Raw genomic sequence first — 16584 nt, 5'->3', positions numbered from 1 at the left:
CCGAGACATAGATGGTGAAAGTATACGGCGTTTGACAGTATCAATTATCATCCGGATGGCCAGCGCCGGCAAACGCCCCACCCTGGTAGATGACAGCGGGATCCGTGGGGTCCTGAGGACCCGCGGCTGCCTGAATTTCGGCGCTCCACTGCGCCGAACTATCCTCCGGTTGCCAGTCGAGAAAAGCCGCATTGCTATTGTCCCACCAGCGCTTCTCGTTGGCCGAGGCGCCGTAAACGATCGTATGCGCCAGCTGCGGCGTCGAGAAAGCCCGCCCGCAAAGCGAGACGAAATCGCGATAGCTCAGCCATGTCGACAGCATGCGCGGATTGAGCGGCCTTTCGAAACAGGAACCGATGCGCAGGGACAATGTCTCCTGGCCGAACTTATCGTAATACATGCTGGCGATTGCCTCGCCGAATACCTTCGACACGCCGTAGAGCGAATCCGGACGTGGATAGACAGTGTTGTCGATATAGTCGTCGCTGCGGTAATACCCGACGACATGGTTGGAGCTGGCAAAAACGATGCGCGGTTTGCCATTATGCCGGGCCGCCTCGTAAAGATTATATTGGCCGATAATATTGCCCTGCAGGATAAGATCGAAGCTGCGCTCTACCGAAATCCCGCCGAGATGGATGACGCCATCGACACCGTCTAAAAGACGGGAAACGCCTGTTGCATCGGAGAGGTCGCATCGAATGAAAGTCTCTCTTGGCCCGATCTCGGCCACATCGCCGATATCCGACAGCACCACCGTTTCCGCCAGTTGCGACAACAACGGGCGTATGCCCCGACCAACGCCACCCGCAGCGCCCGTCAGCAACAGTCTTTTCAGCATAAATCCTCCCCAGGACCGTCCATAGCCGGCGTAAACCGACCTTGTCATACATGACGACCGTAGAGATATTATAAGTTGGAGACAAGGCTTAAACCGGCACCACTATGACCCGACATGGATCATAAAAGGCGCAACGGATGCCGCGCCCTTCATTGCCTACCAAAGATCGGCGTGACGATTGACGTCCTTGTACAACAGGTAGCGGAAACGCCCGGGGCCACCCGCATAACAGGCTTGCGGGCAATAGGAGCGCAGCCACATGTAATCGCCGGCTTCGACCTCGACCCAATCCTGGTTGAGCCGATAGACCGCTTTGCCCTCCAGCACGTAGAGGCCGTGCTCCATGATGTGGGTTTCCATGAAGGGGATGATTGCGCCCGGTTCGAAGGTGACGATATTCAGATGCATGTCGTAGCGCACGTCCGACGGATCGATGAAACGCGTCGTTGCCCACCGACCATCGGTGTCCGGCATCGGGTCCATCACGCATTCGTCTTCATGGGTGAAGATTGCCGGCGGAGCCTCCAGCCCATCAACGACCTTGAAGGCCTTGCGCACCCAGTGAAACCGGCAGGGCCCCTCACCTTCACCGCGCAGCGTCCAGGGTGAACCGGCCGGCAGATAGGCGAACGAGCCTTCACGCAACGCGTGGCGCTGACCGTCGAATTCGATGCTCAATTCACCGGTGACGACGAAGATTGCCGCCGAGGCCCTGACATCAGGCTCAGGCCGCGTGCTGCCGCCACCCGGCAAAACCTCGACGATGTATTGCGAGAAGGTTTCGGCAAAGCCGGTGAGCGGCCGACTGAGGATCCAGGCGCGGGTCTTTTCCCAATGCGGCAGAACACTGGTGACGATATCGCTCATCACCGTGCCGGGAATGACGGCATAGGACGTGGTAAAAACCGCCTTGCTGGAAAGAAGCTGTGTCTGCGGCGGCAGGCCGCCGACCGAAGAAAAATATCTGCCGTCTGTCATGCTTTGTCCCCGTCTGTCATCCCCTTGGTTTAAGCAGGGTCGGGCGATTCAGCAATCGTCAAAAACAACGGATATCGCCAATGCGGCAAACGCCCGGCAACAGGAAGAAGCTGTGTCAAGCCGTTCGCCCGCGCACTATCAGCGCTCCGAGCCGGACGAAACCACATCCGGCGTCATGAGATAGCTGAGCACGGTATCAGCAATCATCCGCCTGTGGAGCCCCATCAGTGCCGGCTCTGACAGGTCACGCCGGAAGATCGTTCCGAACGTGTGACGGTTTGAAACCCTGAAAAAACAGAAGGCGCTGATCAGCATATGCACGTCGATGGGGTCGACTTCGCGCCGGAAAATTCCCTCTGCCGCTCCCCGAGCTAAGATCGTCGCAAGCGTGTTGATAATCGACACGTTGAGGTCGCGAAGCGTTTCCGATCGACGCATATGTGCGGCGTAATTGATGTTCTCGCTGCTGACCAGGCGGATGAAATCGGGATGCGCCTCGTCGTAGTCGAAGGTTTCAGAGATCAGCACACGCAACGCCTCGTCGGGCGCAAGGTAATCCAGTTCGAGATCTGCCTCGATCGTCCGAATCTGCCGGTAGGATCTCTCGAGCACTGCCAGATAGAGATCTTCCTTGCCGCCGAAATAATAATAGATCATCCGCTTCGAGGTTCGGGTCTTTTCGGCAATCGCATCAATGCGACCGCCGGCAAGGCCCCGCGTTGCAAACTCCTCCGTGGCGACATCGAGGATATCAGCCTTGGTCCGCTCAGGATCATTCTTTCTGCGGATTTGGGGTCTGGCGGGCATTGCGGGTAAATTCAATGTTTTGAAACAAGGAGCATGACTGCGATAGTCCTACTCCGCCTCACCACCACATTCAACACCATAGCTCTTGCCAATCTCATCCGCTCTGGTCTATCAAGAATGAAACAGGGGTGCTCCGTATTGCCGGGGCTGAGATGCGATCGCCATGATCACGGACCCTTCAAGCTGATCTGGATAATGCCAGCGGAGCGAGGTTCAAGCGATGTTTTCCGGCGCGCAGATTTCTCTTTACCCGATGTCCGACGATTTCGTCGGCGTCATTCTAGGCTCTCTTTCGGCACTCGATCCCTATCGGGAAAAGCTGCGAATCGAGACGGACGATATCTCGACGCTGCTTGTCGGCACGCCTGATATCGTCTTTGCCGCCATGCGCGATCTGTTCGTTGCGGCCGCAATAACCGGCAAGCATTGCGTCCTGCATGCCACTCTTTCGCGCGGTTGCCCCGGGGAACCTGACGATCCTATCTGCCAGGTGCCGGAGATGAACGGCCCGATGCCGCCGCTCGAGGAGCGCAAGGCTCAGGCGCTGGCGGCAGTTTCCAGTATTCCATCCTCCGGCCAGCCGGCCGCCGCGCAATTTTCGCTCTACACGCTCGGCATCGACCAGCATATGGACGAGATTTATGGCTGCATCGATTTCATCAAGGCGTCCGGCGTCTTCGACAGGTCGAAAAACTTCTGCACCAAGCTGCGCGGCGACGCAGCGCCGGTTTTTGCAACCATCGGCGAGGCTTTCGTGCGGTTCGGGCCACCCCAGGGGCACGTGACGATAGACTTGACCGTGTCGGCCAACAGCCCGTCCAGGGTCTAAGCAAAAGCGTCCGGACAGATCCATGTCGTTACCATCTTTCGGCATGCGCAAGCGCATGTCCAGCAATCCGATAGTCCGGGCTCTGCCGGCGATGATCGCGCTCTGCGGTCTCGCTGCAACGTGGGAAATCTATTGCCACCTGTCGGGCATAGGCACCGGCACTCTGCCGGCACCGTCTCAGGTTGTTCTGCAAGCCTGGACAAATCGCGAAGCGCTATGGGCCAATACGATCCCGACGATCCGGGCGACGGCACTCGGATTTTCTCTGTCGATTCTCGCCGCCTTCGTATTGTCAATATTCGTCGACTTCTCTCCACTCCTGCGACGAATGCTGTTTCCGATCCTGGTCATCAGCCAGACCCTGCCGCTGGTCGCCATCGCACCGCTCGTCGTCCTCTGGTTCGGCTTCGGCCTCCTGCCCAAAATCCTGCTCGTCGCGCTCGTCACGTTTTTTCCGATGCTGGTCGCACTGTGCGAGGGTTATGCGGCAACCGAGCGGGAGATCGAGGATCTGCTTGCATCCATGGGTGCATCGCGCTGGAAACGCTTTCGGTTGGCACGACTGCCGTCCGCTCTGCCCTACTTCTTCGCCGGCCTGCGGATTTCGATCACCTATGCAGTGGTCGCGGCCATTTTCGCCGAATATGCCGGTGCCGCCAGAGGTCTCGGCATCTACATGCTGAACGCGAAGAATAATTTCCGTCCCGATCTTGTGCTGGCCGCGGTGTTGGTGAGCTCGATGCTGACACTGATCCTCTTCGGTGCAACCCGGCTGGTCCAGCGGCTGGCCGCCCCCTGGATTGACCCTTCGGAGAGACAGGAACGATGACGCCCCCGCTTCTCTCGCTGGAAGATATTTCGTTGCGCTATGGCGACATCGAGGTCCTGACCGAGATCTCCATGAATATCGTGGCTGGCGAATTTGTCTCGATCCTCGGTCCGTCGGGCGCGGGAAAATCGACGATCTTCAAAGTCCTGACCGGCGCGACAAAAGCCGAGCATGGGAATGTTCTCTTCGACGGAAGGACACTTTCGTCAGCCGCCAGCCCATTCGCCTTCATGCCGCAGCGCGATGCGCTGATGCCATGGAGATCAATTCTGGACAATGTGACACTTGGCCTCGAGGTTCAGGGCATGGGTCGCCGGCAGGCACGGCAAAAGGTCGAACCCTTGCTTGAGGAGTTCGGCCTCTATGGCTTCGAGGGACATTATCCCCATGCGCTGTCCGGCGGCATGCGCCAGCGCGCAGCGCTCCTGCGCACCGTCGTGCAAGACAGACCGATACTCCTGCTGGACGAACCCTTCGGTGCACTTGATGCGCTGACCCGCAACCAGATGCAAATCTGGCTCGAGGCGATGTGGTTGAAACATCGCTGGACCGTGATCCTCATCACCCACGATGTCCGTGAGGCCGTGATGCTCTCCGACTGCATCCATCTTCTTTCACCGCGCCCGGCACGCATTGTCCGCACAGTAGACATCACGCCTTCACGCCCGCGCTTCGGCGTGGCCACGACCTACGCCGAGACTGCCAAGCTTGAGGCTTCGATACTCGCGACACTTCTCTCGCCCGCCAATCAACTTCAGGAAGGACAAATGCCATGAGCCCGTTGTTACTGAGCCGTCGCGCCACTCTGGCGGCATTTGCCGCGCTTGCTGCGCAGATTACGCCGCTGCGTGCCGAGACGTCCTCCAAGGTGTCGGTCGCGCTGGACTGGACCCCCAATACCAATCACATCGGTCTCTTCGTCGCCCGCGACAAGGGCTTCTATCGGGAGGCCGGGCTCGAGGTCGAAATCCTGCCCTACACGGATACATCGGCCGGCACCCTGGTTGCCAACGGGGTTGCCAATTTCGGCATTCTCGGCTCAATCGGGCTTTTGACCCAGCGCTCTGCCGGCGCCGATCTCGTCGGCACCTATGCAGTGGTGCAGACAGAGACCGGTCGCGTCGTCTTCAAGGGAGGTCGCAAGGATATCAACCGACCGCGCGATCTCGACGGCAAGACCTACGGCGGGTTCGGTTCGGCATGGGAAAACGCGTTAATCTCCTCGATCATCCGCAACGACGGCGGCAAAGGAGAGTTTGAAACGGTCACGCTCGGCACATCCGCCTATCAGGCGCTCGAGAACGGCGCCGTCGACTTCACACTGGAAGTCTACACATGGGAGGGCGTCAAGGCGGACATGGAGGGATTGAACCAGCGCGCTTTCCGCTATGCCGATTTCGGTGTTCCTGACGAGCACACGACGCTGATCGGCTCAAGCCGTGCGTATCTCGATCAAAACCCGACGGATGCAAGGGCTTTCCTGCAGGCCACCCGCCTGGGTTACCGCTATGCAGTCGAGCATCCCGATGAGGCAACCGATCTGCTGATGTCCGCCAATAGCGATGCGCTCACCGACCGCAAATTCATCCGCGCATCGCTTCAGGCGCTGATCGACGGCGGATATCTGCTGAGCACCGCAGGCAAGATCGGTGAGATCGACCCATCGAAATTCGAGGCGATCGGCACCTATGCCTACAAATCCGGTATTCTCAAGGGCCCCGGTGGTACAGCGCTAGAAACAAAACCGGATTTCGGAACGTATTTTACCAACGCGTTTCTACCCTCGTCCTGATACGCGAGAGGGGACAGATCTGCGGCGTCAGATAATACCCCAGGCGCGGAACCTGCCGCGCCCGGTCAGTTCTCGCAGATGCAGTTCCGATGCAATCTTCAGAGCCCCCTGTGGCGTCACCGAGAGCGACCGCGCAATCATGCCTGACGACACCATCGGACGGGACAGGACCAGATCGACCAGTTGCGGCAGTTTCGACGATTGCCGACGACCCGTGATCCGGTGCTGCATTTGCTGTCTGGCAAGCACGAGGCGGTCATGCTCCTTCAATCCCGTCTCACCCGCTTCGGAAATTGCGTCGAGGACAGCGACAAGGCGGGTATTGCGGTCCCTGCTTGCCCTCTCCTCGCGGCCGACCTGCTTCAGGCCAAGATTGATTGTCGGAAGGTGAGCGGAGGTGACACCCTCCCGTCTCAGAAGCGACGCGGCAAGCAGGCGGCCGAGCCATGGCGCGTGCTGAAGAACCTGAAGCTGGCTCCAGGCGTCGATCAGAAGTGCGACCCTCAGCACCGGCGGCAGATCGGCGCTATCGTCCAGCACCACCAGCCATTCATCGAGACGCTCATCCTCGTCCCAGTCAGGCTCGTACAGAAACGGCTCCCGGTCTTTCCTGTGGCTCGCAGCACCCGGCGCAAGGGCGCGCGAAATCGCAGCCTCGCTTCTTGCGACTACCGCGTCGATCTCCGCCAGGTACTCGGCCAGCGGATCCTGAGGTTCGCCCTCCGAACCGGTTTCCTCGTCATTCTCAATCACCGGGATCTCTACCGCCGCGTCCGGCATAGGCTCACCTCTTACGCCGCATAACCGGCGCAACCCGTCCCGGCTGAGCGCCCATCCGGGCTCATATTCCATGATCCGGCGGCGGGTTCGCAGGATATCGTAAGCGATCGTCAATTCATGGGTCGGCGCACGAATGCCCATCGCCGCATCGTGCAGGACGAGGTCTTCCAGATGCACCAGTTCCCCGTCGATCCAGAGCGACGCTGCCGCGTCGGTGAAATGCGAACGCTCAATCCAGCCTGCTCCAACGGACGAATGCGACACGCGCTCGTCCAGGCGGGTGGTCACCGCGGTGGCTCTTGTCACCGGCCCGATCAGCCGGCGAATAGGCAAATCCGCAAGATTGTAGCGCATGGCACGTAAATTATCCCAGAATCGTCGCCCCCATGATAGCGAATGGTTCGCCTGCGGCGAACTGCCTTTCGATCGACTTGCATCGGGCATTCGTCGTAAAGCGGAGGACAAAGGCGCTTTCGCGCCGAGCGGTGTGAATACAGGAGAATGGAATGAATCTGAAGGCGCAGCTGCGGGCCATGGTGGGCGACAATTTCGTGCGGGAAGGCGATGCCATCGCGCAGCGTTACTGGTCCGACGCAGCCGAGATCCCGCCACTCAGCCCGGCCCTTCTGGTCATTCCCGCCTCCACCGAGGAGATATCGAAGGTTCTCGCGCTCTGCTCGAAGGCGGGGCAGCCGATCGTGGTTCAGGGAGGATTGACCGGATTGGCAGGTGGCGCGCATCCCCAGGCCGGCGAAATCGCCCTGTCGCTGGAACGGCTGCAGGGTATCGAGGAAATAGACATAGCCAGCCGCACGATGACGGTTCTCGCCGGCACGCCCCTCTATCAGGTCCAAGACGCCGCAAGGGAGGCAGGTCTGCATTATGGCGTCGATCTCGGGGCGCGCGGTACATGCACGATCGGCGGCAATGTGGCGACCAATGCCGGTGGTGTGCAGGCGCTGCGTTATGGCGTGACCCGCCGCAATGTCCTCGGCATAGAGGCCGTCCTTTCGGATGGCACCGTTCTCAACGGCCTCAACAAGCTGATGAAGAACAATACCGGCTATGACTGGCCGCAGATGATGATCGGCAGCGAAGGCACGCTCGGCGTCATCACCCGCGTCTGCCTGGCCCTGGTCCCCGCCCCGCCGGCGCTGCAGACGGCCCTGTGTGCCGCAGCGAGCGTCGCCGATGCGGCAAAGGCGCTGGCGGCTCTCGACCGCCAGTTCCCCGGCCAGCTGATGACCTTCGAGGGCATGTGGCGCGAATATATGGAAGTGACCGAACAATACACGTCCCTGCCCGAACCGTTCGAACCACGGACGGAACTCACGCTACTGATCGAGGCGGCTCTCGGCGACGATCAGGCGGCGCAGGACAGGTTTACCGAGGCGCTCGGCGCGCTGCTGGAAGAGGGCCTGATCTCCGATGCGCTGATATCCCAGTCGCTGCAGGACCGGCAGAAATTCTGGGCCTATCGCGAGGCCAATTACGAATTCGACCGGCTTATTCCCGGCAGCGCCCAGTTCGATATCAGCCTGCCGATGAACCGCATGGATGATGCGATCGGCGAAATGCGGCGGCAGATCGCAGCACATGGCAATGGCGCGACGCTGATCGCCTATGGGCATATGGCCGACAGCAATCTGCATCTGGCGATCCTGCCTTCGCACAAGGACGACGATCTCGGCAATGCCGTGAAGGCCGTCTATGACGTCGTAGGCCTCTCCGAAGGCAGCATTTCCGCCGAACACGGTATCGGCGTGCTGAAACGCCCGTATCTGTCGCGCAGCCGTCGCCCGGAAGAAATCGCGCTGATGACGCGGATGAAGCACATGCTCGATCCCGCGGACATCCTCAATCGTGGCCGGATTTTGTAGAAAGCAGCTCTCTGGCGGGACTTCGAAACCCGAGTACCGCGCCAGTTTTTGATCATGCGGCTGCCCAATCGGCAGGCATTATTTTATCAAATGGTCAAAATTTTCCCGCTCTATAAAAGTCATACTTACCACAACCCGCTAGTGCATTGAAAAAGTTCACCTAACTCCATCTGGCACGAATTCTGCTTATCAAAACGCAAATCTGCACCGCAGATCGCGACGATGACAGAACAGGGGGTCCACATGGAAGTTGGTGTCTTCATTCCGATCGGGAACAACGGCTGGCTCCTTTCGGAGAACGCCCCGCAATACAAGCCGAGCTTCGAGCTCAACAAGGAAATCACGTTGAAGGCCGAGCAATACGGCTTTGATTTCGCGCTTTCGATGATCAAGCTGCGCGGTTTCGGCGGCAAGACCGAGTTCTGGGATTACAATCTGGAATCCTTCACGCTGATGGCGGGGCTTGCCGCCGTCACCTCGAAGATCAAGCTGTTCGGCACCACCGCGACGCTGGTCATGCCGCCGGCAATCGTCGCCCGCATGGCAACGACGATCGACAGCATTTCCGGTGGCCGCTTCGGCATCAATCTCGTTACCGGCTGGCAACGCCCCGAATACAGCCAGATGGGCCTTTGGCCGGGCGACGACTATTTCGGCGACCGTTACGCCTATCTTTCCGAATATACGACAGTGCTCAAGGAGCTACTGACAACCGGCCAGTCCGACCTCAAGGGCAAATATTTCCAGATGGACGATTGCCGCATGAAGCCGGTGCCGGAAGGTGACGTGAAGCTGATCTGCGCTGGCTCGTCCAATGCCGGCATGGCATTTTCGGCACAATTTGCCGATTACAGTTTCTGCTTCGGCGTCGGGATCAACACACCGACGGCGTTTGCCCCCACCAACCAGCGACTGATGGCCGCGACCGAAAAGACCGGCCGCGACGTCCGCTCCTTCGTCCTGACGATGATCCTGGCGGAAGAAAAATCCGGGGATGCCTGGGCGAAGTGGGAGCACTACAAGGCTGGCGCCGATGAGGAAGCCATCAAATGGCTCGGCCTGCAGAGTGCAGCCGATACCAAATCCGGGTCCGACACCAATGTCCGCCACATGTCGAACCCGGTGTCCGCCGTCAACATCAACATGGGCACGCTGATCGGCTCCTATGAAGAAGTCGCGGCCATGCTCGACGAAATGGCCGAGGTTCCGGGCACCGGCGGCGTGATGCTGACCTTCGACGACTTCGTCGAGGGCGTGGAAAAATTCGGCAAATATGTCCAGCCGCTGATGAAAAGCCGAAAGCACGTAACCCAGGCATTGGAGGCAGCCGAATGAGCGCCGTTGCAGGATATCTGAGCCCGACCGAGAAGCTGCAGAGCGTCACCCTGCCCGCCCGTCCCGAACCGATCGCCTTGAAGCCATCGGAAACTGCGGTTGTCGTCGTTGACATGCAAAATGCCTATTCGACCGAAGGCGGTTATGTCGATCTCGCCGGTTTCGACATTTCCGGCGCCAAGGGCACGATCGCCAATATCAAGAAGACGCTCGATGCCGCCCGCGCCGCCGGCGTGCCGGTCATCTATTTCCAGAACGGCTGGGACAAGGATTATGTCGAGGCCGGCGGCCCGGGCTCGCCCAACTGGCACAAGTCGAATGCGCTCAAACACATGCGTGCCAATCCGGACATGCAGGGCAAGCTTCTCGCCAAGGGCACCTGGGACTACGCGATCGTCGACGAGCTGCAGCCGCAGCCGGGCGACATCCTGGTTCCGAAGACCCGCTATAGCGGTTTTTTCAACACCAATATGGACAGCGTTCTGCGCGCCCGCGGCATCCGCAACCTCGTCTTCGTCGGTATCGCCACCAATGTCTGCGTCGAAAGCTCGCTGCGCGACGCCTTCCACCTCGAATATTTCGGCGTGATGCTGGAGGATGCCACCCATCATCTCGGCCCCGACTTCATCCAGCAGGCGACTGTCTACAATGTCGAGAAGTTCTTCGGCTGGGTCGCCACCGTCAATGATTTCTGCGCCGTCATTTCCCAGGCCGCACCCGTCGACGCCTGACACACACACACCAAAGAGGAGAAGCCAGAATGCCGAAGTCGATCGTCGTGCCGGAAGGAACCCAGAAGCCTCTCGCGCCCTATTCGCCGGGAACGCTTGCCAACGGCGTTCTTTATGTCTCTGGTACCCTGCCATTCGACAAGAACAATCATGTCGTCCATGTCGGCGATGCCGCCGCCCAGACCCGCCACGTCCTGGAGGTCATCAAGTCCGTCATAGAGACCGCAGGCGGCACGATGGAGGATGTCACGATGAACCATATCTTCCTCACCGACTGGGCCAATTATCAGGCTCTTAACGCGGTCTATGCGGAGTATTTCCCTGGTGACAAACCGGCCCGCTTCTGCGTCCAGTGCGGTCTGGTGAAGCCCGATGCGCTGGTGGAAATTGCCACCATCGCCCATATCGGCAAGTGAACGGTGGCAGGGGAAAGCCCCTGCCCTTTCCATCCAGAGGCAAGCCATGCATTTCGACATCCACGGCCGGACGGATGATGCCGCGCCGACACTTATCCTGTCTTCCGGCCTCGGCGGATCCGGCGCCTATTGGGCACCCCAGATAGAAGCGCTTTCTCCCTTCGTCCGCATCGTCACCTACGACCATCGCGGCTGCGGCCGCACCGGTGGCGAAGCGCCCGAAGATGGCGGCATTTCAGCCATGGCGGATGACGTGATGGAGATCGCAGACAAGCTCGGCCTCCAACATTTCAGCTTCATGGGACACGCGCTCGGCGGCCTGATCGGGCTCGACATCGCGCTCCGCCGCCCCGGTATGATCGACAGGCTGATCCTCATCAATGCCTGGAGCAAGGCCGATCCGCATTCCGGCCGCTGCTTCGACACCCGCATCGCGCTTCTGGAAAACACCGGAGTGGAAGCTTTCATCAGGGCGCAGCCGCTTTTTCTCTATCCGGCGATCTGGATGGCAGAAAATTCCGCAAGACTGGCCGATGAAGAAGTCCACGGCCTTCGACATTTCCAGGGGCGGCAGAATATTCTTCGCAGGATCAAGGCGCTGAGATCATTCGATATCGATGCGAGGCTTGGCGAGATCACCGTGCCGACGCTGGTGATCGCAACGAAGGATGATCTGTTGGTACCCTATAGCCGCTCGCAACATCTGGCACGGCATCTGCCGAATGCAGAACTTGCTCTCTTCGATTTCGGCGCCCATGCGGTCAACGTGGTGGAGCCGCAAAGCTTCAATCAGACGGTCGTTCCTTATCTGAACGCAACGAATAACAGCGCGCGGGGAGGCGTATGATGAACCAGCAAGTCACACCTTCAAGCCTGGCGGACGCTCGCAAGACTGAAGCCGCTGCCTCGGACGTGCGCACGGATTTTCGCGATGCGATGTCGAAGCTCGGAGCGGCGGTCAATATTGTCACGACGGATGGTCCGGCCGGCCGGGCAGGTTTTGCCGCGACCGCCGTCTGCAGCGTCAGCGACAGCCCGCCGACGATGCTGGTCTGCCTTAACAAATCTTCCTCGACCCATTCCGCGGTCACCGGCAATGGCGTCGTCTGCATCAACGTGCTTGCCGGCGCGCATGAACCGCTCAGCCGGCTGTTCGGCGGCAAGACGCCTGCCGATGAACGTTTTGCCGGGGCAAGCTGGTCGACGCTAGCGACCGGGGCACCGGCGCTCGACGGCGCGCTTGTCTCGATCGATTGCCGGATTCGCAGCGTCACCGATGGCAATAGCCATGACATCCTGATCTGCGAGGTGGAGGCAATCCGGCAGACGGAAGAAAGCCAGGGCCTGGTCTATTTCAATCGGCGCTATCACACGCTGTAGCGGTGTATTGCCGCTTGTCGGATTGCGGCGCTCAGCCGCGGCTTGAAAAGGTCGAAGGAATACAGTTTTTCCTCAAACGCCCTTCCGTGAGTTGAAACGTTCTCGACACTTTGTCTGCTCGCACTACCTATTGTGCCGGTATCGCTCCAACACGCGCCGGCGAAAAGACCGGCACAAGTCTAGGGAAACCCTGATGTCGCTCTCCAAGAAACTTGCAGGCCTGTTACTCGCCTTTTCGCTATCCGCCACGGCAGCCTCGGCCCAGGTTGTCGTCTCGTCGAAGATCGATACCGAGGGCGGTGTTATCGGCAACATCATCCTGTCGGTGCTGAAGGCCAACAATATCGAGGCCACCGACCGGATCCAGCTCGGCACCACGCCGGTTCTGCGCAAGGCGATCACTGCCGGTGAAATCGACATCTATCCGGAATATACAGGCAACGGCGCATTCTTCTTCGAAAAGGCAGATGACCCGGCCTGGAAGGATGCGGCAAAAGCCTATGAAACGGTGAAGAAGCTTGATCTCGACGCCAACAAGATCGTCTGGCTGACGCCCTCGCCGGCCAACAACACCTGGGGCATCGCCGTCCGCCAGGACGTTGCACAGGCAGACAATCTGAAAACGCTGTCGGACTTCGGCAAGTTCATTGCGGGCGGTGGCAAGATCGTGCTTGCGGCATCCTCGGAATTCGTCAATTCGGCGGCAGCCCTTCCCGCCTTCCAGACGACCTATGGCTTCAAGCTAAAGCCTGAGCAGCTCATCACGCTTTCGGGTGGCGACACAGCCGCAACGATTGCTGCTGCGGCCAACCAGACCAATGGCGCCAATGCGGCGATGGTCTACGGCACAGATGGCGGAATTGCCCCCTCCGGCCTCGTCGTGCTGGAAGACGACAAGAAGGTTCAGCCGGTTTATCAGCCGGCACCGATCATTCGTCAGGATACGCTGGCCAAGAACCCGAAGATCGCGGAACTTCTGAAACCGGTATTCGAAAAGCTCGACCTCGTGACCCTGCAGGATCTCAACGGCCGCGTTCAGGTTGGCGGTGAGCCGCCCAAGGCCGTCGCCGAGGACTTCCTCAAGAAAAATGGCTTCCTCAAGTAATCCTTGAGGTCCAGCCATGGACGGCATGTGAAAGGTCGGCAGCGTTGCGGATAGGACTGGAAAAAACGGGTGTGCTGATGGCGCCCCTCATCCTCGTCGCAACGCTTGCCTTGCCCTTTGTCGTGGTCAAGCCGAACCGCATACTTCAGGGCCAAGGCAGGTCACTGATGGAAGCGCTGCCCTCTGGGACCGGCCTGGTGGTAACGGTAGCGCTGCTCGCCGTTGCCTTCTGCCTGATCGTTCGCTTTCCATCGGCTGCCAAACTGGCAATCGCGACGGCTGCTCTGATAACAAGCATTCTCGCGCTCGGTTGGGCGGCGCATGCGCAACTACCGGCCGGCAATGCCTATGCACGCGTTTCACCCGGTTCAGGCTTCTGGCTGTTGCTGTTCGGCTTGTCGCTTGCAGCCGTCGACGTGATCGCCAAGCTCAAGCCCACGGCCACAGGACGATTGTTGCTTCTGCTCACCGCCTCGGCGGTGATCGCCGGCATATTTGCCACCGGCATCCTGTCCGACATCTCCGTGATGAAGGAATACGCCAACCGATCCGACGCTTTCTGGGCGGAACTGTCCCGGCATTCCATGCTGGCGCTCGGCTCCATGTTTTCCGCTTTCGTGATTGGCCTGCCGCTGGGCGTCATCTGCCATCGGGTTCGCCCGTTGCGGGCGGCAGTGCTCAGCACGCTCAACATTCTCCAGACCATACCATCGATTGCGTTATTCGGTCTGCTGATCCTGCCGCTCGGCTGGATCGCGACCCATCTGCCGGGAGCCTCGGCCCTGGGCATCTCCGGGATCGGCGCCGCGCCGGCCTTTCTCGCGCTCGTCCTCTATTCACTTCTGCCGGTCGTCGCCAATACCGTTGCCGGACTGGAGAGCGTGCCTCGCGAGGCAAATGATGCAGCTCGCGGCGCCGGAATGACCGATCTGCAGCGGCTTGTATCGATCGAGTTCCCGTTGACCTTCCCGAGCCTTCTTGCCGCAATCCGCATCGTGCTCATCCAGAATATCGGCATGGCAACCATCGCCGCCCTGATCGGCGGCGGCGGTATGGGCGTCTTCGTTTTCCAGGGTCTGGGCCAGGCGGCGATGGATCTCGTTCTGCTCGGCGCGTTGCCGACCGTTGCCATGTCTTTCGTTGCCGCCATCGTCCTCGATGCGTTGGTTGATTTCAGCACCTCTCCAGGCACGGAGACGCTTTCCACATGATCGACATCCAGTCACTGACAAAATCCTACGCCGGAAAGGCGGTCGTCGATAATGTCTCCCTTGTCGTGCCGGAGGGTTCGATTGCCGTTCTCGTCGGCACGTCCGGATCGGGAAAGACCACGCTTTTGCGGATGATCAATCAGCTTGTTCCCCAGGACGAGGGCACAATCCTGCTCGCCGGCGAGGACACGCGTCAAATTCCCGGTCACGTACTTCGTCGGCGCATCGGCTACGCCATCCAGGGGCATGGTCTGTTCCCCCATAGGACCGTGGCCGACAATATCGCGACCGTGCCGCGCCTGCTAAAATGGAAAAAAGCACGCGTCGATGCCAAGGTCGAGGAACTGCTCGACCTTTTCCAGCTTGATCCGGCGGTGTTCGCCAATCGCTATCCGCATCAGCTCTCCGGCGGTCAGCAGCAGCGCGTCGGCGTTGCCCGCGCGCTCGCTGCCGAACCGAAGATCCTCCTCATGGATGAACCTTTTGGTGCACTTGATCCGGTCCTGCGCGGCAAGGCTCAGGACGAGTTGCTCGCGATCCAGAAACGTTTCGGCACGACGGTCGTCATCGTCACGCATGATATCAACGAGGCCTTTCACCTCGGGGATAGCATTGCCGTGATGGACAAGGGCAAGCTTCTGCAATACGGGCGCCCGCTCGATCTCCTCAAGGCACCTGCGACGCCCTTCGTCGAAGGGTTGGTCGGCACGTTCGATCGCCCGTTCCGACTTCTTTCACTTGGGACGGTCGCATCGGTCATCGAGCCCGGGGAGGCTCAGGGACAATCAATCACCGGCGACAGAACCCTGCAGGACGCATTGGCGGCGTTGATGTGGAGCGGCAGCGACGCCCTGCCCGTCGTTGCCGATGACGGCACACCGCTCGGTCGGGTGCGCCTGCAGACCCTGCTCGGTCAGGCAGTCAGGCCGCAATGAACCTCTTGCGCCTTATTCCCCGACTTGTTCTTCTGGCCCTGCTGATCGGCTTTCTTAAATCGCCCGAGAGTTTCGCCTTTGCTTTCAAACCGCTGGTGCAGACCAATGCACCGACGATCTACAACCAGGGCAGCCTGGCGTCGCTAACGCTCCTGCATGTGCGCATGGTGCTGTTTGCGACCGCGCTCGCCACGATCATCGCCGTGCTGCTGGCCATACTCGTCACCCGCCCTTTCGGTGCCGAATTCCTGCCGCTTGCCCGTACGATCGTCAATATCGGCCAGACCTTTCCGCCGGTCGCCGTGCTGGCCCTGGCAGTGCCGGCGATGGGTTTCGGAAACGGACCGACGCTGATTGCCCTGTTCCTTTACGCTCTTCTGCCGGTTTTCGAGAATACGATGACGGCGCTGACGACCGTGCCGCCAAACATTACCGATGCGGCCAGAGGCAGCGGCATGACCGCCTCTCAGATCTTCCGTCAGATAGAACTGCCACTCAGCCTGCCGATGATCGTCGGCGGCATAAAAATTTCCACCGTGATCGGATTCGGCACGGCGACGATCGGCTCGACGGTCGCTGCGAAGACACTTGGCGAAGTAATCATCGCGGGGCTTCAGTCGAATAATCTCGCCTTCATCCTGCAGGGCGCGCTTCTGGTTGCCGCCCTTGCGATCATCGTCTTCGATCTGCTGTCACTGCTCGAACAATCGCTGATGAAGTGGAAGGCCGCCTGAG

General features: G+C 59.8%; 18 protein-coding genes and 1 riboswitch. Of the genes, 14 read left to right on the top strand and 4 right to left on the bottom strand.

The genetic code is table 11. From position 1 onward, the window contains the following. Window positions 1-40: 40 nt before the first annotated feature. From AC2GXZ_RS18665 to AC2GXZ_RS18655, 3 genes are all read right to left on the bottom strand, one after another. On the bottom strand, window positions 41-841 hold the full coding sequence (locus AC2GXZ_RS18665) for an NAD-dependent epimerase/dehydratase family protein (RefSeq protein ID WP_483760685.1): 801 nt from the start codon (window positions 839-841) through the stop codon (window positions 41-43). Window positions 842-997: 156 nt separating this feature from the next. Next, a complete protein-coding gene (locus tag AC2GXZ_RS18660; protein ID WP_483760684.1) occupies window positions 998-1819 on the bottom strand; it encodes a bifunctional allantoicase/(S)-ureidoglycine aminohydrolase in 822 nt (273 codons plus the stop codon). A gap of 138 nt (window positions 1820-1957) precedes the next feature. Continuing rightward, on the bottom strand, window positions 1958-2626 hold the full coding sequence (locus AC2GXZ_RS18655) for a TetR/AcrR family transcriptional regulator (RefSeq protein ID WP_483760683.1): 669 nt from the start codon (window positions 2624-2626) through the stop codon (window positions 1958-1960). Between the two features lie 114 nt (window positions 2627-2740). Beyond that, window positions 2741-2853, top strand: a riboswitch (TPP riboswitch). Between AC2GXZ_RS18655 and AC2GXZ_RS18650 the strand changes: the two genes are divergently transcribed. The 4 genes from AC2GXZ_RS18650 to AC2GXZ_RS18635 all read left to right on the top strand — a co-directional run bounded on the left by AC2GXZ_RS18650 (window position 2847) and on the right by AC2GXZ_RS18635 (window position 6076). Next, complete coding sequence (locus tag AC2GXZ_RS18650; protein ID WP_483760682.1) at window positions 2847-3455, top strand: YkoF family thiamine/hydroxymethylpyrimidine-binding protein; 609 nt, start codon at window positions 2847-2849, stop codon at window positions 3453-3455. (Overlaps the previous riboswitch by 7 nt.) Window positions 3456-3477: 22 nt before the next feature. Continuing rightward, a complete protein-coding gene (locus AC2GXZ_RS18645; protein ID WP_483760681.1) occupies window positions 3478-4284 on the top strand; it encodes an ABC transporter permease in 807 nt (268 codons plus the stop codon). Next, the gene (locus tag AC2GXZ_RS18640) at window positions 4281-5060 is read left to right on the top strand and encodes an ABC transporter ATP-binding protein (protein ID WP_483760680.1); all 780 of its coding nucleotides are present in this window, start codon (window positions 4281-4283) and stop codon (window positions 5058-5060) included. Before AC2GXZ_RS18645 ends, AC2GXZ_RS18640 begins: the two co-directional genes overlap by 4 nt. Then, window positions 5057-6076, top strand: a complete 1020-nt coding sequence (locus AC2GXZ_RS18635) for an ABC transporter substrate-binding protein (protein ID WP_483760679.1) — start codon at window positions 5057-5059, stop codon at window positions 6074-6076. Before AC2GXZ_RS18640 ends, AC2GXZ_RS18635 begins: the two co-directional genes overlap by 4 nt. 27 nt (window positions 6077-6103) lie before the next feature. Here the strand turns inward: AC2GXZ_RS18635 and AC2GXZ_RS18630 are convergent, their stop codons facing one another. Then, window positions 6104-7210 (bottom strand): RHE_PE00001 family protein, encoded by a 1107-nt coding sequence (locus AC2GXZ_RS18630; RefSeq protein ID WP_483760678.1) that lies wholly within the window; start codon window positions 7208-7210, stop codon window positions 6104-6106. A gap of 152 nt (window positions 7211-7362) precedes the next feature. On the opposite strand from AC2GXZ_RS18630, the gene AC2GXZ_RS18625 reads away from it, so the two are divergent. The 10 genes from AC2GXZ_RS18625 to AC2GXZ_RS18580 all read left to right on the top strand — a co-directional run bounded on the left by AC2GXZ_RS18625 (window position 7363) and on the right by AC2GXZ_RS18580 (window position 16583). After that, window positions 7363-8736, top strand: a complete 1374-nt coding sequence (locus tag AC2GXZ_RS18625; protein WP_483760677.1) for an FAD-binding oxidoreductase — start codon at window positions 7363-7365, stop codon at window positions 8734-8736. 243 nt (window positions 8737-8979) lie between these two features. Further along, window positions 8980-10071 carry a pyrimidine utilization protein A gene (gene rutA, locus AC2GXZ_RS18620; protein ID WP_483760676.1) on the top strand — a complete coding sequence of 364 codons (1092 nt, stop codon included), beginning with the start codon at window positions 8980-8982 and terminating at the stop codon, window positions 10069-10071. Beyond that, a complete protein-coding gene (rutB, locus tag AC2GXZ_RS18615; protein ID WP_483760675.1) occupies window positions 10068-10802 on the top strand; it encodes a pyrimidine utilization protein B in 735 nt (244 codons plus the stop codon). Before rutA ends, rutB begins: the two co-directional genes overlap by 4 nt. A gap of 29 nt (window positions 10803-10831) precedes the next feature. After that, window positions 10832-11218 carry a pyrimidine utilization protein C gene (gene rutC, locus AC2GXZ_RS18610; protein WP_483760674.1) on the top strand — a complete coding sequence of 129 codons (387 nt, stop codon included), beginning with the start codon at window positions 10832-10834 and terminating at the stop codon, window positions 11216-11218. 46 nt (window positions 11219-11264) lie between these two features. Beyond that, complete coding sequence (rutD, locus tag AC2GXZ_RS18605) at window positions 11265-12065, top strand: pyrimidine utilization protein D (RefSeq protein ID WP_483760673.1); 801 nt, start codon at window positions 11265-11267, stop codon at window positions 12063-12065. Next, window positions 12065-12598 (top strand): flavin reductase, encoded by a 534-nt coding sequence (locus AC2GXZ_RS18600; RefSeq protein WP_483760672.1) that lies wholly within the window; start codon window positions 12065-12067, stop codon window positions 12596-12598. The genes rutD and AC2GXZ_RS18600 overlap by 1 nt, the downstream gene beginning before the upstream one ends. A 193-nt stretch (window positions 12599-12791) precedes the next feature. Then, window positions 12792-13703, top strand: a complete 912-nt coding sequence (gene osmF, locus AC2GXZ_RS18595) for a glycine betaine ABC transporter substrate-binding protein OsmF (RefSeq protein WP_483760671.1) — start codon at window positions 12792-12794, stop codon at window positions 13701-13703. Between the two features lie 77 nt (window positions 13704-13780). Beyond that, on the top strand, window positions 13781-14914 hold the full coding sequence (locus AC2GXZ_RS18590) for an ABC transporter permease (RefSeq protein WP_483760670.1): 1134 nt from the start codon (window positions 13781-13783) through the stop codon (window positions 14912-14914). Continuing rightward, a complete protein-coding gene (locus AC2GXZ_RS18585) occupies window positions 14911-15849 on the top strand; it encodes an ABC transporter ATP-binding protein (RefSeq protein ID WP_483760669.1) in 939 nt (312 codons plus the stop codon). The genes AC2GXZ_RS18590 and AC2GXZ_RS18585 overlap by 4 nt, the downstream gene beginning before the upstream one ends. Continuing rightward, window positions 15846-16583 carry an ABC transporter permease gene (locus AC2GXZ_RS18580; protein ID WP_483760668.1) on the top strand — a complete coding sequence of 246 codons (738 nt, stop codon included), beginning with the start codon at window positions 15846-15848 and terminating at the stop codon, window positions 16581-16583. Before AC2GXZ_RS18585 ends, AC2GXZ_RS18580 begins: the two co-directional genes overlap by 4 nt. Window position 16584 lies beyond the last annotated feature (1 nt).

This window comes from Aliirhizobium sp. YIM B11859 (genome assembly GCF_057163345.1).
Note: the sequence above shows the minus strand (reverse complement) of the source record. Positions and strands in the feature narration are given on the sequence as shown.